Origin of the sequence: Streptomyces sp. NPDC050548 (genome assembly GCF_044457385.1) — a bacterium.
GTDB lineage: Bacteria > Actinomycetota > Actinomycetes > Streptomycetales > Streptomycetaceae > Streptomyces.
The window spans coordinates 1-19843 of sequence record NZ_JBITGV010000033.1; the positions used below are offsets into that span (position 1 = coordinate 1).

General features: G+C 67.1%; 22 protein-coding genes, 1 tRNA gene and 1 pseudogene. 15 read left to right on the plus strand and 9 right to left on the minus strand.

What is annotated here, in order from left to right; all coding sequences use genetic code 11:
- Nucleotides 1-724 precede the first annotated feature (724 nt).
- The 3 genes from ACIBJH_RS46895 to ACIBJH_RS46905 form a co-directional block, all read right to left on the minus strand.
- Nucleotides 725-961 (minus strand): VOC family protein, encoded by a 237-nt coding sequence (locus ACIBJH_RS46895; protein WP_200710838.1) that lies wholly within the window; start codon nt 959-961, stop codon nt 725-727.
- A gap of 121 nt (nt 962-1082) precedes the next feature.
- On the minus strand, nt 1083-1547 hold the full coding sequence (locus ACIBJH_RS46900; RefSeq protein WP_399123163.1) for a hypothetical protein: 465 nt from the start codon (nt 1545-1547) through the stop codon (nt 1083-1085).
- A 557-nt stretch (nt 1548-2104) separates the two neighbouring features.
- A complete protein-coding gene (locus tag ACIBJH_RS46905; protein WP_399123164.1) occupies nt 2105-3193 on the minus strand; it encodes a DUF1152 domain-containing protein in 1089 nt (362 codons plus the stop codon).
- Between the two features lie 81 nt (nt 3194-3274).
- Here ACIBJH_RS46905 and ACIBJH_RS46910 point away from each other — a divergent pair, with 81 nt between their 5' ends.
- From ACIBJH_RS46910 to ACIBJH_RS46920, 3 genes are all read left to right on the plus strand, one after another.
- Nucleotides 3275-4015 (plus strand): GntR family transcriptional regulator, encoded by a 741-nt coding sequence (locus tag ACIBJH_RS46910; RefSeq protein WP_399123166.1) that lies wholly within the window; start codon nt 3275-3277, stop codon nt 4013-4015.
- Between the two features lie 276 nt (nt 4016-4291).
- Nucleotides 4292-4729, plus strand: a complete 438-nt coding sequence (locus ACIBJH_RS46915; RefSeq protein WP_399123167.1) for an ATP-binding protein — start codon at nt 4292-4294, stop codon at nt 4727-4729.
- 86 nt (nt 4730-4815) lie between these two features.
- Nucleotides 4816-5544, plus strand: a complete 729-nt coding sequence (locus ACIBJH_RS46920) for a GntR family transcriptional regulator (protein ID WP_399123169.1) — start codon at nt 4816-4818, stop codon at nt 5542-5544.
- 13 nt (nt 5545-5557) lie between these two features.
- Here the strand turns inward: ACIBJH_RS46920 and ACIBJH_RS46925 are convergent, their stop codons facing one another.
- Complete coding sequence (locus ACIBJH_RS46925; protein ID WP_266770138.1) at nt 5558-5713, minus strand: hypothetical protein; 156 nt, start codon at nt 5711-5713, stop codon at nt 5558-5560.
- Nucleotides 5714-6170: 457 nt separating this feature from the next.
- On the opposite strand from ACIBJH_RS46925, the gene ACIBJH_RS46930 reads away from it, so the two are divergent.
- From ACIBJH_RS46930 to xerC, 10 genes and pseudogenes are all read left to right on the plus strand, one after another.
- Entirely contained in the window at nt 6171-6527 is a 357-nt protein-coding gene (locus tag ACIBJH_RS46930) for a hypothetical protein (protein ID WP_327402406.1), read from the plus strand.
- A 5-nt stretch (nt 6528-6532) separates the two neighbouring features.
- Nucleotides 6533-7922 (plus strand): annotated as a pseudogene (locus tag ACIBJH_RS46935) (FtsK/SpoIIIE domain-containing protein).
- A 3-nt stretch (nt 7923-7925) separates the two neighbouring features.
- Nucleotides 7926-8555, plus strand: coding sequence for a DUF2637 domain-containing protein (locus tag ACIBJH_RS46940; protein WP_399123170.1), 630 nt, complete (start codon nt 7926-7928; stop codon nt 8553-8555).
- Between the two features lie 19 nt (nt 8556-8574).
- Nucleotides 8575-8766: a hypothetical protein gene (locus tag ACIBJH_RS46945; protein ID WP_327402403.1), complete on the plus strand. Its 192-nt coding sequence runs from the start codon at nt 8575-8577 to the stop codon at nt 8764-8766.
- On the plus strand, nt 8766-8957 hold the full coding sequence (locus tag ACIBJH_RS46950; RefSeq protein WP_327402402.1) for a mobile element transfer protein: 192 nt from the start codon (nt 8766-8768) through the stop codon (nt 8955-8957). Before ACIBJH_RS46945 ends, ACIBJH_RS46950 begins: the two co-directional genes overlap by 1 nt.
- Nucleotides 8958-8966: 9 nt before the next feature.
- Nucleotides 8967-9161, plus strand: a complete 195-nt coding sequence (locus ACIBJH_RS46955; protein WP_399123172.1) for a hypothetical protein — start codon at nt 8967-8969, stop codon at nt 9159-9161.
- A 12-nt stretch (nt 9162-9173) separates the two neighbouring features.
- Nucleotides 9174-9416, plus strand: a complete 243-nt coding sequence (locus ACIBJH_RS46960) for a SpdD protein (RefSeq protein WP_399123173.1) — start codon at nt 9174-9176, stop codon at nt 9414-9416.
- Between the two features lie 130 nt (nt 9417-9546).
- Nucleotides 9547-10851: a replication initiator gene (locus ACIBJH_RS46965; RefSeq protein WP_399123174.1), complete on the plus strand. Its 1305-nt coding sequence runs from the start codon at nt 9547-9549 to the stop codon at nt 10849-10851.
- Complete coding sequence (locus tag ACIBJH_RS46970; protein WP_043667491.1) at nt 10844-11026, plus strand: helix-turn-helix domain-containing protein; 183 nt, start codon at nt 10844-10846, stop codon at nt 11024-11026. The genes ACIBJH_RS46965 and ACIBJH_RS46970 overlap by 8 nt, the downstream gene beginning before the upstream one ends.
- The gene (xerC, locus tag ACIBJH_RS46975; protein WP_399123175.1) at nt 11026-12195 is read left to right on the plus strand and encodes a tyrosine recombinase XerC; all 1170 of its coding nucleotides are present in this window, start codon (nt 11026-11028) and stop codon (nt 12193-12195) included. Before ACIBJH_RS46970 ends, xerC begins: the two co-directional genes overlap by 1 nt.
- Nucleotides 12196-12544: 349 nt before the next feature.
- On the opposite strand, the gene ACIBJH_RS46980 is transcribed toward xerC, so the two are convergent.
- The 4 genes from ACIBJH_RS46980 to ACIBJH_RS46995 all read right to left on the minus strand — a co-directional run bounded on the left by ACIBJH_RS46980 (nt 12545) and on the right by ACIBJH_RS46995 (nt 15998).
- The gene (locus ACIBJH_RS46980) at nt 12545-13639 is read right to left on the minus strand and encodes a MerR family transcriptional regulator (RefSeq protein ID WP_399123176.1); all 1095 of its coding nucleotides are present in this window, start codon (nt 13637-13639) and stop codon (nt 12545-12547) included.
- Nucleotides 13640-14053: 414 nt separating this feature from the next.
- Nucleotides 14054-14127: transfer RNA gene (locus ACIBJH_RS46985), tRNA-Pro, on the minus strand.
- A 54-nt stretch (nt 14128-14181) separates the two neighbouring features.
- Entirely contained in the window at nt 14182-14961 is a 780-nt protein-coding gene (locus ACIBJH_RS46990; RefSeq protein WP_399123177.1) for a Pr6Pr family membrane protein, read from the minus strand.
- 110 nt (nt 14962-15071) lie between these two features.
- Nucleotides 15072-15998, minus strand: coding sequence for a metallophosphoesterase (locus ACIBJH_RS46995; RefSeq protein WP_399123178.1), 927 nt, complete (start codon nt 15996-15998; stop codon nt 15072-15074).
- Between the two features lie 103 nt (nt 15999-16101).
- On the opposite strand from ACIBJH_RS46995, the gene ACIBJH_RS47000 reads away from it, so the two are divergent.
- Complete coding sequence (locus ACIBJH_RS47000) at nt 16102-16569, plus strand: GatB/YqeY domain-containing protein (RefSeq protein WP_399123179.1); 468 nt, start codon at nt 16102-16104, stop codon at nt 16567-16569.
- 101 nt (nt 16570-16670) lie between these two features.
- Here the strand turns inward: ACIBJH_RS47000 and ACIBJH_RS47005 are convergent, their stop codons facing one another.
- On the minus strand, nt 16671-18911 hold the full coding sequence (locus tag ACIBJH_RS47005) for a transglycosylase domain-containing protein (protein ID WP_399123180.1): 2241 nt from the start codon (nt 18909-18911) through the stop codon (nt 16671-16673).
- A 581-nt stretch (nt 18912-19492) separates the two neighbouring features.
- Here ACIBJH_RS47005 and wblA point away from each other — a divergent pair.
- On the plus strand, nt 19493-19831 hold the full coding sequence (gene wblA / locus ACIBJH_RS47010) for a transcriptional regulator WblA (RefSeq protein ID WP_019063745.1): 339 nt from the start codon (nt 19493-19495) through the stop codon (nt 19829-19831).
- The last annotated feature ends 12 nt before the right edge of the window (nt 19832-19843 follow it).

Genomic DNA, 19843 nt, shown 5'->3' on the forward strand with positions numbered 1-19843 from the left:
GGGTGATCTTGGTCGAGAACCCGTCTACCAGGAGCTTCGTCGTTCCGCAGGAGTGTCCAACTCGCGGTCAGCGCCACGAGGTTGGAAAACGCTCAGTGCTGCCTCCCCTGCCCACCACTCACCCCGGCTCCCATCCCGTCCGCCTTCGACCCACACTCCGTGGAGCGGTCGTGGTTCAGGGCGTCAAGGTGGAGCGCGCCACTGTACGAACGACCTTGACGCCCTGAACCACGACCGCTCGGCTCTGCCTGGGTCGAAGGTGGTCGGGATGGGAGCCCACGACGCTCGCCACGCTCCGGCCGGCACTCGCGAACGGCGCCCCTCCCATCCCGGAGTCTGAGCGCCCCCGCCGGAGGCGTCGTCGTAAAGCCGCGGGCTCGGTTCTCGTCTCATGCCCTTCGGGCTTACCAACACGTGGGCGCGCGTCGGCGGCGGCAGCGCCGAGCGGGCCGAAGGCAGGAGCGCGGGCGCAGCCAGAGCCGGGAAGCGCGCCCGGCGGAGCGGAGCGCAGCCGGGGCTTGAAACCGTAAGGAAGGTTGTAACTCAGTGAGGTCTTCTCAGCAACGTGATGGTTGCGGTGGGTGATCACCCGGTGTGCCCGGGACGGTGACCTGGCGTCAGATATGCATGAAGCCCTTGACAGGAACACATCTGCCAAGATCACGTTCCGTATAACCAGAGGCTCCAAGTGCCGTACGCCGGGCCACATCCACGCTGGAGAACGTCATGTTTCGTGATCGGGGTCGAGCACCACCATAAACCTGTTGCCTTCCGGATCCGTCATCAGGGCGTGCATGCAATCGTGAGGTTCCACGAGAGACGCACCCTTGGCGATCAGCGTCTGAACCTGTTCGGCGATCGTTCCGACGAGGACCGTGACGACCGGTAGTACAGCCGGAGATTCCGCTTCGCCGACGCTGTACCCACCCCAACCCGGGATGCTGCCCCAGAACTTGATCATTTTCTCTGGGTCTACTGCTTCAAAATGAACGTGCATGCTGCTGCCTCACTTTCATCTGTGCGACCGAAGCCGAAAACGGCCTACCGAATCAATCCGGCAGGCCGTTACGGCTGAACGGAATTCAGCAGTCAATCACGGTGTTGCTCGTGTCTGCGATTCCCGGTTCGCTGAAGTGTCCCTCGTATTCGACCTGCAAGGTCACCTGAGTGTTGTACGTCTCCTTCTCTCCATCATGCACGCACGTGAGCCCTGGAGTGGTGTAGCGCCCGCTGCACTTGGTCCACCCGCTGTCCTTGTGCTTCACCGCGCGCCAGTACCCGTCGCGCACGTACTCCTGAAGATCGACCTGGGCCCGGCACTGGTCGGGTGCCGGAGTTGAGCAACCCGTGTAATGGCCCTGGGCGTAAAGTGGGCCGCCTTGGGTGACCTGGAACGGTTTCTCACCCTGGAACGTGCACCACACGGGAAAGGCAGCAGGCTTCGCGACGGCCCTTCCCGTGCTGCCGCTCGGAGCAGCCGACGCCGTGGCGGCCGGCACCAGCAGGGCCCCCGCCGCGAGAAGCGGGACGATAAAACGCGCCTTCATTTCTCCCCCTAAGAAGAATCGAACACGTGTCGAACCATCACCCTCATAGAGCCACAGGCGCCACACAAGATCCGTGGCCTGAACTTTCCGCTGTTTGTCCGGTTCCCAGTCGCGGAATTGGCCGTTCCTCCCATCCGCTGGCGGCGAGCCCGTAGAAATAGACGAAGCACGCGCTGGCCGCCACGCAACCCGGTTCACTCAGGCAGCGCGCGGACCGCTCGCATGCCAGTCTCACGCTGGTGCGCTCCCCCCTCCTGTATCCGCTTTGCTGGAGGCTCCCTCCACCTCACCTTGTTCCTGAGAGCCCTCTCTTTTAGCAGGCGGAGCATCGGACTCCCTTTTGGTGATGTGCATTGCGGTCTCAAGAACAGACTCAATGATTCGCTGACGAAGAACCTCTTGTAGATCTGTTTTCGCCATCCGTTCCGCCGTCAGGTAATACCCGGTAACGACAGGCTGATCAAGAAGAACCCGCCAGGTGTCCTGCGCAATCGGCTTGAGCGGTGGTCTCTTAACACCTCTGTTCCACCTCGGAACTAAGCGAAAGACAGAGGACGTTATCGGACGACCGACCATAGGGGTGCGGTGTACTGCTCTGCTCGCCTACTGATCAGCAACTGCCGTAGGTCTTGGCGCTGGCTACCGTCGAGGTTCAGGGCCTCGGTGAGGTGGCGGAACGTCGTGTGGGTGACTCCGCGGCTTCGGGCGTTGGCCTCGAACTGGTCGAGTTCGGCGAGGATCGTCTTCGGGTCGAGCTCCCCTGGTGCCTGGTCCTTGAGCCATGCCGCCTTGTTGCGTTCGTAGTCGATTTCCGAGTAGCCGCAGATCTCGCGGCTGTGCGTCTCTGCCTCGTCCAGAGTGGTCGTCGACAGGATGGCGCGCGCCAGCTCATTGCGGCTCAGGGCGTCGTCCAGATCGACTTCATGGACCGTTGGGCCGTCGTCTGTGAGGGGAATGGGGAGTCCGGCGTCCCGTACTTCGCAGACGCCTCGTACTCCTCGTGCAGTTGCGGCGAGCATGCCGGTTGCCTCAGAGGGGTGCCATTCCAGGATCGAGCTGACTGGCTCTACGTCCTTCGCGGTGAAGGTGTGGACGAGAGGTCCAAGTAGGCCATGCACCTGGGCGATGGGAAGTTCGCCGTCCAGACCGGGGCCGGCGACCAAGAGCCGGATAGGGGCGTTCACTTGGCAGCATGCGGCCAGCATCAGAGCGTCGGCGAGCGGGCTCTTGAGTGTTGGTTCGTCGCCTCGCGCGAGGATGTCGCCGCCCACGTCCAGGAGGTCGATCGACGTCGGCTCCAAGTGGCTGACCAGCTCTTCGAGTTGGCGTGTGATGCCTTCGGCGCCGAGCTGCGGATCAATCAGGGCGAAGGTGTGCGGGAGCTCCGCCGCAAGCCGGGGGAGGGTGGATCCGGCCGGCGCGATCGGGCGGGCCTCGGCTGGCACCGACCAGACGGACCGCGTGACGCGTTCGAGTCCTGTGAAGTCGGAGGGGCGCCGGGGTCCTGGAACGGGGTCGACCAACAGGCGGTCCCACGCGTACGTGAGGATCACCGCCTGGTCCTCGTCGCCGTAAAGGGCGGCGTGAAGCATTGCGGCGGCGACTGCGTCGCCCCCTCCCCCTGCTGCGACGATCAACCGCGTCATGGGCCCAAGCCTACGGGGTCGGCCCTTGACCACTCACTCTATAGTGGCTAGAGGCTATAGCCACTTGGACGAGGAGGGGACATGCCTCAGATTGAGGAGGCTCAGCCGAAGTATCTCCAGATCGCACACTTCATCCGCGATCAGATCCTTCGGGGTGACCTACGACCGGGGGACGAGGTTCCTTCGGAGCGGCAGTTGGCGGCGGACTGGAAGGTCTCCCGGCCGACGGCGGCGCGCTCTCTGGAAGCGCTGAGCCATCAAGGGCTCGTCGAGAAGCGGCAGGGGTCCGGCACATACGTGCGGAGCCTCGAAGTGAACCGGCGGGCGCGGGAGTTGTGCGGGCGGGCCCGGCAGACCGGGAAGATCTACACGCCCGGTGAGTACGCGGTGATCACGTCGGCTGGGTGGCTGGACGCGCCCGATCACGTTGCTGAGGCGTTGGGTCTCGTGAAGGATCGGCGGGCCGTGCATCGTCGGCGGGTCACCAACAACCAGGACGGGCCCCTCTCCCTGTCCACCTCGTGGTTCGCGCCGGACGTCGGACAGCGGGCGCCCAAACTCCTTGAGCCGGAACGGATCCAAGAGGGCACCTTGATGTACGTCGAGAACCTGACGGGGCGGCAAGGGAGTTACGCGGAGGACCGCATGTGTGCCCGGCCGGCGACGGAGGAGGAGGTGGTTGACCTTCAACTTGAGCCAGGTTCCGCCGTGTTGATCGTGCATCACGTCGTCTTCGATCTCCAGGACAGGCCGCTGGAGTTCGCCGAAGCCACCTACCCGCCGCACCGCTGGGCGTTCGAGCAGGGGTATCCGCTTACCTGATGGGGCGTCACTTTGCTGAATCGCTTGCGCGCCGCAAGTGGCTAATGTCGCTATCCATTAAGTGGCTAAGGCCACTTGATCGGAAGGGGGCACGGGGTGACGAGTCAGCAGCCGGACCAGGGAGCGCGCTTACCTTGCCGGAGTTGTCGGGGGCGTGGCTGGAAGCGTGTCAGTTCGCGTACTTCCCTGGCGCTCGCCGCTGCTGCTGACCGCACCCGTGCCACATCGAAGCGGCGCTGTCTCGACTGCGACGGCAGCGGCAAGGAGTGAACGCGGATGACCTACGCGATCGACCACCATCCCTCTGAGGGCTCACCGCGACTCGGCGCGATGAGCCTGCATCCGACTCCGGAGTCCGTCCCTCGGGCCCGACGTTGGTTCCGGAAGTTCATCGCCCCGTACAACCCGGCCTGCTCGGTCGAGGACTGCGCGCTGATGATCTCGGAACTCGTGACCAACGCCATCCGCTACGGGCGGCCTGACGAACCGTGGGTCGTGCGGGTGGAGTGGTTCCGGGAAGGGGCGTCACTCCGGGTCGAGGTCCACAACCCCGGATTCCCGGCGAACGTGCGGTTGCGGCACCCGGACGCGAACGATGCGCATGGGCGCGGGCTGCTGCTGGTCGACTCCATCGCCGAGTCGTGGCACTCCGGGCCCAGTCGCTTCGGCGGCACGGTCGTTTCCTTCGTAGTGGCCGATGCCTGGCCGGCCTGAAGGGGCGCCTGGGTTCTCTTCCATGGGTACTGCCGCTAGTCTGGTTGACCGGTTGACTTGGCCAATCTCGACAGGCGGCGGCGTTGATGGCGTATGACGTGGAGGCACCGAAGTACGTGCGCCTCGCTCAGACTCTTCAGGGGCGCATCGAGGACGGCACATACGCCCCCGGAACCCGCGTGCCCAGTGAAAACCAACTGGTGCAGGCTTTCGGGATGTCCCGCCCGACCGTCGTCCGGGCCCTGGAGCTGCTGAAGCGTGACGGCTGGCTGGAGTCCCGGCAGGGCTACGGCACGATCGTGCGCGGTCGTCCCGCGGTCGTCGAGCAGAAAGACCGCCGGGGGAGTGCAGCGCTCACACGTGATGAGTCCCGGGTCCCGGGGCGGCTGGTTGAGGTCGGTCGTGTCCCCGTTCCGGCGCGCGTCGCCTCCGCGCTCGGGCTGCCGAAGCGCGCCAAGGTCCTCATGCGCCGTTTCCTGGTCGAGGAGGACGGTGAACCCATCGAGTTGGTCTCGTCGTACTTCCCCGCGAGCCTGATCGAAGGCACTGAGCTGGAGAGTGCCGCCCTCCTGACCGGTGGTACCCGTGCACACCTGGAGGCGCGGAAGAAGGCCCGGTTCGACCATGTGACGGAACGCGTCTCGGCTCGACTGCCGGACACTGGAGAGGCTCAGCTACTCGGTCTGCCCGATGGCGTCCCAGTCCTCAGCGTCCTCGTCATCGCGCGCGATGCGTCGGGCCAGGCGTTGCAGGTCTCTGACGTGCTGCTTCCTGCTGATGGGCAGGAACTCGAAGACACCTACCGGTTGAGCTGACGAATTCTCTGGCTCATGTGCGTGGCTGACGGCTGGCCAGGCGGTAGACCATGTACGTAATTCCCAGGATGACGTCTGCCGCCGCCCACAGCCCGATGATCAGGCCCACGCCGATCGCGGTGCCGACGTTGCCGGCGTCGTTGCAAGTCTTCAGCGCGTCGCCGGTCATCCCCTGACACGAATCCGGGGTGCCGCTGCCGCTCGCAGCTCCGGTGATCACCCAGATCAGGAACAGGATCTGGACTGCCAGGAAGACCCAGAAGAAGACGCGATGTCGCTTGCGGGGGAGAGGTGCTGCCTGCCTCTGGTAGGGAGGCTGGCCAGGTGGTACGCCTTGAGGCTGTCCCGGCCAGGACTGCGAGGAGGCGCTGGCGCCTCGGGATTTCGTGGGCCCCAGGACTGTTCTGGGGAGGCCTTGGGATGCCCGGCGTGATGCAACCTGCTCATGATCCGGCCCTTCTGGGCGTTGCTCATTCCATCGTGCGCCTCGGGGATTACTTGTGCTCGCCGGGTCGCTGACGACTGCTCGTGAAGCCACTTGACAAGTCAACCGGGCAACTCTACTTCGAACTTGCTAAGTCAACCTGTCAGGTGATGGGTTGTCGATCTCAGAAGGAGAACTCTCTGTGCGTGTAATCCGAGTTGACGCCTCGTCCGCCACGATCCTGCTCACCGAAGCGCCGGCACCGAAGGTGCGCGACCGACAGACCGGTGAGATCGCCAAGGACGCCGTGAGCGGTGAGGCGCTGATGACCGTGGGCGTCGTCTACATCGACGAGGGCGACTCGTCGATCGTCCAGGTCACCATCCCTGAAAGCGGCGTCACGGAGGGCCTGACCGTTGGCGCTCCGGTGTCCCTGCCGGGGCTCATCGCCCGGCCGTGGGAGAGCGTGTTCAACGGCCAGCAGCGGCACGGCATCGCGTACCGAGCGACCGCGATCGCGCCGGGTGCCTTCCCGGTCCCGGTCGCGCAGGCGGGTTGATCGCCGTGACGGACCTGATCACCTTCGCCGAGTTGGGCGGTCCGCTTGCTGCGATAGGCGGCGCGGCCTACGCCCGGCACGCCAACCCGGCGGCGTACTGGTCCACGGTCGGACTTCCGATCTCGGTGGCCCGACTGCTGGCCTCGTACTCCTCGACCATGGACGCCTGTGGTCTGACCGTCGAACCGTCCCGGTGGCGGATGCTGGCCATCAGGGCGACCACCCGCCGGGAAATTCATCCCGTACCGCCCCGCCGGGGCCTCATCCGACCCACCACGACCGGCCTGCGCGTCCGACTCCGGCTCGCGCCGGGCCAGGAACCCGCCGACGTCGCCGCCTCGGCGGAACGACTCCGCCATGCCTGGGGCGTGCACGCCGTGTACGTCAAGGACGTCAAGCCAGGTGTCGTCGAACTCAGGCTCATCGGCTTCGACGTCCTGCGCAAGGTCCGGATGCCTCGCCGAATGGACGGCGGGTTGCTCAAGGTGCCGGTAGCGCTTCGAGAGGACGCCACGGCGTTCTTACGGGACTACCGCGCCGTACCGCATGAACTCGTCCTCGGCGCAACGCTGTCAGGCAAGTCCATGTACCTGCGCAACCTGATCGTCGGGCTCGCTCAACAGCCCGTCGCTCTGGTCGGCATCGACTGCAAGCGGGGCGTCGAGCTGGCGCCCTTCGCCTCTCGTTTCGCCGCGCTGGCGACCGACCCTGACGAGGCTTCCGAGCTGCTGCCCGTCCTGATCAAGGAAATGGAGGACCGCTACGACCTGATCAAGGCCCGACAGGGGATCGCACCCAACACCCCCGACGAGGAGATCACTTCCGACATCTGGGGTCTGCCGAAGAGCGAACGCCCGGTGCCCATCGTCCTTTTCGTCGACGAGGTGGCCGAACTCTTCCTCGTCGCGACCCGCAAGGACGAGGAACGGCGGGACGAGATGGATGGTCACTCATCTCATTCGGCTCGCCCAGCTCGGTCGTGCGGCCGGCATCTACCTGGAGGTCTGCGGGCAGCGCTTCGGCGCCGAACTCGACAAGGGCGCCACCATGTTGCGGGCCCAGCTCACCGGCCGCGTCTGTCACCGAGTCAACGACGAGGCCTCCGCCAAGATGGCCCTCGGAGACATCGCCACCGAGGCGGTCTACGCCTCCTGCGCCATCCCCGCCGAGATGCCGGGCCTGGCCGTGGCAGGCGACACCTCCGGCGGCTGGTCCCGCATCCGCACTCCCCACCTGTCACTCACCGACGCTGCGGCCACCTGCCGTGACGCGGCCCACCTCGCGCCGGACGTACCGGCGCTCAAACCCTTCCAGCCGTACGTCCCGCCCGTACTCCTCAACACCCCCAAAGCGGCACCCGCCGTGCGCCTGACCTCCGAGACAGCGGGGGACTGAGCGATGAGCGCTCACCGCATTCGGCTGGACCCGGTCCTGGTCCAAGCGGCCATCGCCGCAGCCCTGTCCTTCGCCCATCTGCACGACCTCGCTGCGGCGGCCGGACAGGCGGGGTGGAAGGCCTGGGCCTATCCGATCAGCGTTGATCTGCTGCTCGTCGCTGCCTGGCGGCGCCTGCGCTCCGGTGCGGCGAAAGCCTCTGGCTGGTGCTGGTTCACCGTTGCTCTGACTGCGTCGCTCGGGGCCAATGTCGCCACAGCCGGCCTGCTCGACCTCGGGAACGTCCCTGCCTGGCTTCGCATCCTCGTCGCGGGCTGGCCGGCCGTCGCCTTCCTCGGCGGAACGCTTCTCGCTCACGGCACCCAGGACGGCGACGAGGTGGCGGTGCCGAACCAGGGCGAGGCGTCCGTGCCGCCTCTCACGCCAACTGCCCCTGAACTGCCCTCTGCTGAGCCACAGCCAGCCGCGCAGCCCACCGCCGCCCCTGTCCCGCCCGCCCTCGTCGCCCTCGCCCGCAAGGTCGCCGACGAACACCGGACACGGACCGGGACTGACATCGACACCCCGACCCTTCGCACCCGGCTCGGTGTCCCGCTTCCGCTCGCCGAAGCCATCGCCACCCAACTCACCTGACCCTGGAGGACTTTCCACCGTGCAGCCGTCCACGCTCCGCGCGCTCAAGCGTGCCGCCGAGCTGACCCGACAGAACCGCCTCACCGAAGCCGTGCTGATCGCCGAACCGGTGATCCTCGCCGCCGACACCTACGAGGGCGACGAGATCTTGCGCTGGCTGGCCGACCACGTCACCGACTTCACCGGCGAGACCGACAAGGAGTTGCCCTGATGCCCGCCAACCGTCGTTTCCGCCGCGTCGTCCGGATCGGCCCCGTCCAGGTCGCCACGTACAACGACGACCGTGGCCGCGAGAAGCACATCGCCGCCTGCACCGCGCCGCGTTGCGGTGCCTCCGCCGACTACGACAGCCGCGCCGCCGCCGAACTCGCTGCCCGCACCCACCGCTGCCGCGTCCGCTGAGGAGATCCCGTGACTGTCTCTCTCCCGCTCGTCTTCGTCCTGGGCGTCATCGCCTGGGCCGCGATCAAGTTCCTCGGCGTCCGCATGTGGGTCGCCGTCGTGATCGCCCTGTTCGGCTTCTGGCTCTCCCACACCTTCCTTGCACCCGCCATCGAGTCCGGCACCCGCTCTGGGGTCGGCGTCGTCAACGGCACCAACCGCTGAAGGAGCTCCACCATGTTCCGCCCCAAGCTGCCCGACGTCCCCACCCCGCCGCCGACCCTCACCCACCACCAACCGCACGTCCCGGCCTTCACCGCCGACCGCTCGCTCAGCCCCTACGTGGTGCCGGTCGCCGTCGTCCTCGTCGGCGGGGTCGTTCTCACCGCGCTCCTGGCGGCCGTCGCCATCGCGGCCGTGTCCGTGGCCATCGCCGCGGTGGTCCTGCGCTCGCTCCTCAACGGCGCCAACAGGCGCTGACCGGCCGCCGGGGCGGCAAACGCCGCCAAGCATCCCGCCGCCCCGGGGCCGTCCCTCCCAACCGCAGAAACAGCCGAAAGGAAGACCCATCATCACCCGGCAGACTCCGCCCCCGCTGGCGGAACTCTCCATGCTGGCCTCCCTGGGCACCATGCCCGAGCTGGCCAGGCAACTCTCCGGACTGGGCGGCTGCACCCGCCCCATACGTCTCGACGGCCACCGCACCGAATACGCGGTCGACACAACAACCGGCGAGATCGGCCGAGCCGTGCACCATCTCGACTCCGCCACTCTCCCCGCCGGCCAACTCCTCGTCCGCTGCAACAACCGTCGCGCCACCAGATGCCAGGCCTGCGCCGAGACTTACCGGCGCGACACATACCACCTGATCACTGCCGGACTGCGAGGCGGCAAAGGGACCTCGGACCAGGTCGCCACACACCCACGAGTCTTCGCCACCTTCACCGCCCCCAGCTTCGGCCCGGTCCACAACCGCCCGTCCAGCAGGCGCCCTTGCCGCTGCGGTGCCCGGCACGCCGAGGACGACAGCACACTGAGCACGCCCCTGAACCCGGACACGTACGACTACGAAGCGGCCGTGCTCTGGAACGCCCATGCAGGAGCCCTCTGGCGACGCTTCTCCATCTACCTCCGCCGGGAGATCGCCAAGCGGGCTGGCCTCACTCAACGAACCTTCCGTGACCATGCGCGCATCTCGTTCGCGAAGGTCGCCGAGTACCAAAAGCGCGGTGCCGTTCACTTCCACTCGGTCATCCGCATCGACGGCCCAGAAGGGGGCGATACCTCACCGCCGGCCTGGGCAACGGCAGAGCTCCTGACGGACGCCATCGAGGCCGCAGCGAACATCACCCAGGTCAACGGCCCGGAGATCGACGGCCGGACGCACACCTTCGTCTTCGGCCGCCAACTCGACGTCCGTACGATCCAATCCGCCGACTTCGACAACGGCCAGGAACTCACCGAACGAGCCGTAGCCGCGTACATCGCCAAGTACGCCACCAAAGGCGCCGAGACGGCGACAGGCACCCTCGACCGACCTCTCAAGTTCCTCGCCGAGCTGGCCCAAGCGCGCATCACGGACCACGCCCGACGCATGATCCGGGTCGCGTGGACCCTCGGCGCACGCCCCGAACTCGCCGAGCTCCGCCTACGGGCCTGGGCCCACATGCTCGGCTTCCGCGGCCACTTCTCCACCAAGTCCCGCCGCTACTCCACCACCCTCGGTGCGCTTCGCGATGCCCGCGCTGAATGGCGTCGCGCCCAAGTCGGTCCGGCCATCGACACCGACCCGGACTCGACTCTCGTGCTCTCGCACTGGGTCTTCGCTGGAACGGGCCTTTCCCGTGGCGAAGCCTGGCTGTCCGCATCCCTCGAACCCGCCCCCGGCACGGAAGGAGAACCAACACATGCGTGACGACGAACTGTTGACCGTGGTCGACGTCATGGCTCGCCTGAAGGTCGGGCGGTCCACGGTCTACGACCTGATCCGCACCCGGCGTCTGCGTTCCGTCGCCATCGGAAGGTGTCGGCGTATCCCTGCCTCCGCTCTCCACGACTTCATCTCTGGGCAGTCGGAGCGTGCTGCCTGATGACCAAGCGTCGTAGTCGCGGTGACGGCGGTCTCCACTGGGACGAGAAGAGACAGCGTTGGATCGCCACGGCGAACCTCGGCTTCGACCCGAGCGGGAAACGGATCGTCAAGCGGGGGAGTGGCAAGACCAAGACGGAGGCCAAGCACAAGCTCAAAGAGGTGCTGCGGGACCACGAGGACGGCCTCGCCATCGCGCCCACCAACTACACGGTCAAGGACGCGGTCACGGACTGGCTCGCCTACGGCCTGGCCGGCCTCGACCCCAGCACCGTCGAAACGACCACGCTCCTGAGCGAGAAGCACGTCATTCCGTCGCTCGGCGCGCGCAAGCTCCGCGACCTCAGCGCGGAGGACGTAGACCGCTGGCTGGCCACAAAAGCGAAGACACTCAGCACACGCACACTCCAGGGCCTCCACTCCTGCCTGAACCGTGCGGTCAAGCGGGCCATGGCGCGGGACAAGGTGAAGCGCAACGTCGTCGAGCTGTGCTCGGTGCCGCAGGGACAGGCGGGGCGGCCGTCCAAGGCGCTCACTTTCGTCCAGGCGGAGGCCGTACTGAAGGGGGCCGCTGGAACCTCCATGCACGCGTACATCGTCGTCGCCCTGCTGACAGGGGCCCGGACCGAGGAGCTGCGGGCGCTCACCTGGGACCACGTCTTTCTGAAGGGGCGGCAGGACTTCGACCCGCCGCAGCCTCCGCACATCGCCGTCTGGCGGTCGGTCCGGCGGAGCGGGGACACCAAGACTCGGAAGTCCCGGCGCACGCTCGCCCTGCCGGCGCGCTGCGTGGAAGCGCTGTGGCAGCAGTTCGAGGATCAGGGGTGGGACCGGCTCGCCGCTGACGAGGAGTGGGAGGAACACGGGCTCGTCTTCTCCTCGGCCGTGGGCAAGCCGCTCGATGCAGCCAACGTCCGCCGCGCCTTCCGCCAGGCGCTCAAGGATGTCGACGGGGTGGACGCTGCCGAGTGGACGCCCCGGGAGCTCCGGCACAGCTTCGTGTCACTGCTCTCCGACCGGGGCGTCTCCCTAGAGGAGATCTCCCGGCTCGTCGGGCACTCGGGTACCGCCGTTACCGAGGAGGTCTACCGGAAGCAGATCCGGCCCGTGATCCAGACCGGCGCCGTCGTCATGGACGGCATCTTCGGAGCCGATCCGCGGAAGCCGTAGACGCTAAGTGGTCGGCTCCGGAAGTCCTTCGGGGGTTGATCATGGTGCAGGGGCGGCGGAGGATTTCTCCTGCGCCCAGAAACTGACCGCGCGAGCCCGCACGGCTTGGCCCCGGCTGGCCGCCGTGCACGTCCGCCACAGCGGCCAGTTCGCCCACGTGGACGGCGAACTGGCCGCTGGCGAAAGCATCAAGCTCATGCGCCTGCACTAGGGCGGCTCCGTTACCACCTGGGGCTTCGCCCTCTACCTCGCCACCCCGGGCGTCTGACCAACGCCACACAGCATCCGGCTCCGGAGTCAACCCTCGAAGGACCTCGCAGGACCTCGAAGGACTTCCGAAGCAGACCGGTTAATTTTCCAGGCGGACAGGCATCAGCATCGAAAAGGTGCCCTCGCCGTCGGTCCGGCGGATCGCCAGGGGCGCCGTAGGGGCGCCGAACTCCAGAATCAGTCGGTCCCGGGCTCCGGCGGCGAGGGCATGCAGCAGGAACTCGCGATTGACGGCGATGTTGCCCTGGCCGTCGTCACCGTCTTCACAGACGCACACCGTGCCGTCACCCGTCACCTTGAGCACGCTGAGGTCGCAGGACACGCCGTCCTGCTCGCGCACCTCGCTGACGCGGACGGAGCCGGTTTCCACCGCCGCCCGGAAAGCCGGGACATCGACGAGGGCACGGTGCCCTGTCGGCAGGCGGACGAGGCGACGGTAATCAGGAAAGTCGTGATGGAGACGCTGCCCAGCGGCCTGACGATCCCCTGCCTCCAAGGCCACGCGGTCACCGTCCACAGTGAGCTGGACGGATGCATCGTCACTCAGCAGCGCTCGCATCGCGTCGGCGAGTGGGGATGGCACGATGACCTGCACACGGGGCCCGCCATGCCCGGTGGTACCGGCTTGTGCGACTGCCATCCGGTACCGGTCGGTAGCCACGACATGGAGCGTCTCACCCTCGATGTCGAACAGGACACCGCCGAGCATCGGCAGCTCCGGGTCGGTACTGGCGGCGAAGCGGACCGCGTCCAACGCCGCGGCCAACTCAGGCGCGGAGACGGCCAACCGGACGGTGGCGGTGCGGAGCAAAGCCATGGGATTCTCCCTGCATTCGAGTAGCGCTCGGACCGTGGAGAACTCAATGCGGGCATCGGACAGCCCCAGTTCAAGACGACACAGATGCGCCTGAAGCAGCTTCCGCACCAGGTCGGTGTTCTCACTGGACCAGCCGGCCAGCACCAGCCGAATGTCCGCCAAGGGCATACCAGCCCGGCGCAGCCGGGCCAGCAACCGGGCCTCTTCAAGCTGCTCGGGGCTGTACCAGCGGTAGCCGCTCACCGGATCCACCCAGGCCGGGACCAGCACGCCGGCACCGTCGTAGAACCGCAGGGCGCTCACGCTCAGTCCACTGTCCCGAGCCATCTCACCAATACTGCGCATCTCGCTCTCCACACCCGGAACTCTGAGCCCTCCACCAAGTCGAGGGTCAACCCCCAGCCAGCCGACTCGAATATGAACAGCATCCGGGTACAGAGGCGAGACCGGCCGATGGAGGTCGAGGCGGACGAACGACCCGTGCCGAAACGCGGGCAGGCCGACAGCAGTGCGCCTCAGATATCAACGGCCATGGGGACGCGGTTCTCCCGGTCCGTGGCCATCAGGGAGCTGCGCCTGCGGCCTCTACCTCGCCACCCCAGCCACCTGACGAACGTCACACACGGCACCGGCTCCGGAGTCACCCCCCGAAGGACTTCCGGAGCCGACCACTAAGTCACTCGGGAAGCGATAGTCACGCAGCTAGACACGCAGCAACGCCAGAGGGCCCTTACCGAATCGGTAAGGGCCCTCTGAACTGCTATTTGGCTGTCGGGGTGGCGGGATTTGAACCCACGACCTCTTCGTCCCGAACGAAGCGCGCTGCCAAGCTGCGCTACACCCCGATGTCGCCACTCGTCTTGCCGGTGTTGCTGCTCATCGCGGCGACGTCGTTTACTTTAGCCCACCGGTGGCTGGAGACGAAATCCGGTTTTGGCGCGGTGGCGGATCGGGTTGGGGCGGGCGTGGTCGAGGGCCACGAGGAGGACGGAGAGGGCGTAGAAGGCGAGGCCGAGGAGGAGGGCGTTGCCGAGGACGCTCTTGTAGCCGTGGTGCTCTACGTCCAGGAATGTGTAGAGGTAGCGGCCCGGTGTGCCGGGCAGGATCAGTTCGCCGCGGGCGAGATACACCGCCAGGTATGTCGCCGGGTACAGCAGCCACGTCGCCGCCATCCGCAGGTGCAGTCGGCCGGGTGCGGTCAGCAGCAGCCAGTCGAGTACCGCCGCGATCGGTGTCACCGTGTGCAGGACCTGGTTCGTGACCGCCTGCCACCCTGTGAGAGCGCCGCCCGTCATCGCGAACGGGCTCGACGCGTGCGCCAGGATCAGGTGGTACACCAGGCCCGTGATCGTGATGTACAGCAGGGCCGCGCCCGTCACCAAGGGGGAGAGGGGGCGGCGGGCCGTCCATGCCCGGCGGGCGGTGGCGGTCATCACCAGGGCCAGCAGGATGTTGCTCTGGATCGTGAAGTAGGTCAGGACCCTGATCGGGCTGCCGAGGAACAGGTCGGCGGTCACCGCCGCTGCCGCCACCAGGGCGACCAGCAGTCGGTACACGGCCGCCGCCCGGCGACGGTACGGAGCCACCACCGCGGTGGCGGGAACGGGTGAGGCGAACAGTGCGGGCATGCCGGGTACCGCGGGGAGGTCCGGGATGTCCCTGGGTATCGGAGCGGTCATGCCCTCACGCTAGACAGAGGGGACGAACCGGGCGATACGGGTGGGCCGCACGGGCTACGCGGCCCGCGAGACGCCCACGGCGCACCTGCTCCGTACCGTCGGCGTACCCCCTACTCCCGTCCCACCAACGTCATCAACGTAGCCTCCGGCGGACAGGCGAACCGCACCGGCGTGTATCGGCTCGTCCCGCATCCCGCGGACACGTGCAGGTATGAGGTGCGGCCTTCGGCCGTATGCGTGGAGAGGCCCTTCACGCGGTCCGTGTCGAGGTCGCAGTTGGTCACCAGGGCGCCGTAGAACGGGATGCAGAGCTGGCCGCCGTGGGTGTGGCCGCCGAGGATCAGGGGGTAGCCGTCGGCGGCGAACGCGTCCAGGGCGCGGAGGTACGGCGCGTGCACGACGGCCATCGAGAAGTCGGCGTCGTCCGACGGGCCGCCCGCCACGCGCGCGTACCGGTCGCGTTTGATGTGCGGGTCGTCGAGGCCGGTGAGTTCCACCGACGCGCCCTCGATCTTCAGCGCGCCGCGCGTGTTGGTGAGGTTGAGCCAGCCCCCCGCGTCGAAGCCGTCCCGCAGGTCCTCCCACGGGTTGTGGACGGCTCCCACGATGGGCGGGTTGCCGTTCAGACCGTGGCGGCCCGCGGTCTTTTCGAACAGGTAGCGGGCGGGGTTGCGGAGTGTGGGGCCGTAGTAGTCGTTCGAGCCGAAGACGTATGCGCCGGGGAACTCCATCAGCGGGCCGAGCGAGTCCAGGACTTCGGGGACGGCCTCGGGGTCGGAGAGGTTGTCGCCGGTGTTGATCACGAAGTCGGGGCGCAGGCCAGCCAGCGAGCGCAGCCAGCGCTGCTTCTTGCGCTGGCCGCCGACCATGTGGATGTCGGAGACCTGGAGGACTCTGAGCGGGCGCATCCCGGCGGGCAGCACCGGGACCGTCACCCGGCGCAGGCGGAAGGAGCGGACCTCGAAGGCCGCCGCGTAGACCACACCGGCGGCGCCTGCCGCCGCAATTCCCAGGGGTACTCCGTATCGCGCGCGCATGCCTCCATCGTGTCAGACCGCACTGACACCCCTGACACCCCGTCGGCCGGGGCCCGGTAAATCGGCGGGCGGAGCCGGTCGCGCACCTGCGAGAATCAAACCCATGACCACCACGCTCAAGGCGAAGCTGCAGGAAGACCTCAACACCGCGATCAAGGCGCACGACAAGCTGCGTTCCTCCACGCTCCGGCTGACGCTCACCGCGATCACCAAGGAGGAGGTCGCGGGCACGGAGAAGCGCGAACTCTCCGACGACGAGATCCTCAAGGTGATCGCCAAGGAGGCGAAGAAGCGCCGCGAGGCCGCGGACGCCTTCGCGCAGGGTGGTCGTCCCGAGCAGGCCGCGCAGGAGAAGGCGGAGGGCGAGGTCCTCGCCGAGTACCTGCCCAAGCAGCTCGGCGACGAGGAGCTGACCGCGATCGTCTCCCAGGCCGTCGAGGAGGCGAAGGCGGCCGGTGCCGAGGGCCCGCGCGCCATGGGTGCCGTCATGAAGATCGTGAACCCGAAGGTGGCCGGCCTGGCCGAGGGTGGTCGTGTCGCCGCCGTGGTGAAGAAGCTGCTCGCCGGCTGACCCACGGACATCTTTCTACGACGACGGGGGCGCCCCTTTCCACAAGGGGCGCCCCCGTCGCCGTAGACGAAGAAGCAGGAGAACTACCGGCAGCCGGGCTGTTATCCCCTGTTGCCGCCGTTCCCGTTGCCGTTGTTGCCGCCGTTCGTCGTGCCCTGGATGAAGCCGTCCGGGAAGGAGAACGTCGGGGTGGGGGTGGTGCCTCCGTCGGTGGTGCCGCCGTTGTTGTCACCGTTCTTGCCGCCGTCGTTGCCCTTGCCTTTGTCCTTGACGGGGTCCGGGATGTTGACGAGCTGGAAGGACTCGGCCTGCTTGCCCTCCAGGGCGCCGGTCATGGCGTCCTTCCAGATCGGGCCCGGGGTGTCGGCGCCGTAGACCTCGGAGTGGTAGACGCCGCCGATGGTGATGTTGGTCATCTCGACGTTCTGCTTGGCGCTGCCGACCCAGACCGCGCCCGCGAGCTGGGGCGTGTAGCCGACGAACCAGGCGTTCTTGCGGGAGTCCGTCGTACCCGTCTTGCCGGCGCTCTCGCGGTCGGTGAGGCCGGCCTCCTGGCCGGTGCCGGAGTCGACCACGCCGCGCAGCACGGTGTTGACGGTGTCGGCGGTCTTCTTGCTCATCGCCCGCGAGCAGGTGGACTTCGGGACGGCGAGCGACTTCTGCTGGTTGCCCACCTTCTGGGTGATGGACTCGATGGCGATCGGCGTGCAGTACGTGCCCTCGTTGGCGAAGGCCGCGTACGCGGAGGCCATCGTCAGCGGCGAGAGGCCCTTGGAGCCGAGCGCGATGGCCGGGACCTCGGGGATCTTGTCGCCGTTGCCCTGCACGACGCCGAGCTTGTTGGTCATGCTCACCACGGGGCACAGACCGATGTCGGAGATCATCTGCACGAAGTAGGTGTTGACCGACTTGGCCATCGCCTCCTTCAGCGCGTACGGACCCTTCTCCGACTCGCTCTCGTTCTCCACCGTCGCGCCGTCCGTGTTCACCCAGTTCTTGCCGCTGCACGTCGAGACGGGGCTCGGGTAGTCCATCGAGTACGGCGCCGGGTACTGCTGGGTGGCCGGCAGGCCCTGCTCCAGCGCGGCCGCCGCCACGAACGGCTTGAACGTCGAACCGGTCGGGAAGCCGAAGTTGGAGCCGCCCATGTCGGCGTTGACCGAGTAGTTGTACTCCGTCTCGTTCTTGCCGTAGCCGTACGGCTTCGACTGGCCCATGCCGAGGATCTTGCCGGTGCCGGGTTCGACGAGTGTGGCCGCCGCGGCGACCTTGTCCGACTTGTAGATGTGGTCCTTGAGCGAGGACTGCACCGAGGCCTGCGCCTGCGGGTCCAGCGTCGTACGGATCGTCAGGCCGCCCTGGTTCCAGATCTTCGCCCGGGCCTCCTTGGTCTTGCCGAAGACCGGGTCGCTCAGGAAGACCTTCTCGACGTACTTGCAGAAGAAGCTGGCGCCCTTGACCGCGGTGATGCAGCCGTTCTTCGGCTGGCTGACCTTCAGCCCGAGGTCGGTCTTCTCGGCCGCCAGGGCCTCCGCCTTGGAGATGTCGCCGACCTCGGCCATGCGGGCCAGCACGGTGTTGCGGCGCTTCTTGGCCTCGGCCTCGTCGTTGATGGGGTCGTAGCGCGTGGGCGACTGGACGATGCCCGCGAGGAGGGCCGACTGCTGGAGGTTCAGGTCCTTGGCGTGCTTGGAGAAGTAGCGCTCGGACGCGGCCTCGACGCCGTAGGCCTGCTCTCCGAAGAAGGTGATGTTCAGGTAGTTCTCAAGGATCTTCTTCTTGCCGAGCTTTTCCTCGATCTGGATCGCGTACTTCAGCTCGCGGACCTTGCGGCCCAGCGTCTGCTGGGTGGCCTCGGCGACCTTCGTCGGGTCGTCGCCGGCCTCCTCGATGAAGTAGTTCTTCACCAGCTGCTGCGTGAGCGTGGAGGCGCCCTGGGAGACGCCACCGCTCTGCGCGTTCTTGTTCAGGGCGCGCAGGACGCCCTTGAGGTCGATCGCGCCGTGCTGGTAGAAGCGCGAGTCCTCGATCGCGACGATCGCCTTCTGCATGTACGGCGAGATGTCCTTGAGCTCCACCACCGTGCGGTCACGGGAGTAGACCGTGGCGAGCTGGTTGCCCTTGCTGTCCAGGATCGTGGTGCGCTGGCTCAGCTGAGGGCTCTTCAGGTTGTCCGGGATGTCGTCGAACCCCTGGACCGACCCCTTGGCCGCGAGCCCCAGCGCTCCGGCCGCGGGCAACGCGATTCCGGCCATGAGGGCACCGGCGAGCACACTGACACCGAGGAACTTGGTGGCCTGCTGCAGAGGGGACAGACCACCACCCGAGCGCTTTTTTGGCATGGGGGCAGCCTAATCCCTCTCCCGGGGCGTCCCCGGGGAGCGGGTGGGTCTCGGGATGTTCGGGTGCGGGATCGTGACATCCATGGGCAAGTGCCTTGTCGTAGGCGGCATCGACGGCGCTACGACCGCGCGGTGAACGGCGGACCCGTCCCGGGAACATGACGGCGCGGCAATAGGAGCCGTCTACGTTCTCATTCGCCGGACAGGTGTATAGGCCTTGGCCTAAGCTGCTCTCAACTGTCACAGCAGAGCGGTCACGTATCAATACGTCCGGCGACCCCGAATCGTTCCGGTCGTTCCCTGTTTTTTTGTGGGAGGCGTGTCCGAATCCGCCTCCTGTGTCATCCGGCGTCCGTTGTGACGCAAGGCAACTGTCCCGCTCTGCCGGGAAAGTCATGTATGTCGCGGGCTCACTCCCCCGGGTGATCTGCCGCTTACGCATAGTCCGTTCGGGCCATTCAAGATTGGGCCCGAAGGGGGTGTTGCGCTGTGCCCACCTTCCGTAACGTCCTCAACTGGCGGCGGTGAATATGCCGCTGCCGCCGTGGGGGAGCCTCGATTCGGGAGAGGACGGCGCCGGTATGGGCTGGGTAACCGACTGGAGTGCGCAGGCGGCCTGCCGCACTACCGATCCGGATGAACTGTTCGTTCAAGGAGCAGCGCAGAACAGGGCGAAGGCAGTGTGCACCGGATGTCCGGTACGCACGGAGTGCCTCGCCGATGCGCTCGACAACCGCGTCGAATTCGGCGTGTGGGGAGGCATGACGGAGCGGGAGCGCCGCGCACTGCTGCGCAGGCGGCCCACTGTCACTTCATGGCGCCGGCTACTGGAGACCGCGCGCATCGAGTACGAGCGAGGGGTCGGCATCATCCCCCTCGACGACGACGAGATCTACGAGAACTACGCGGCGGTGGGCTGAGGCCCGCCGGTC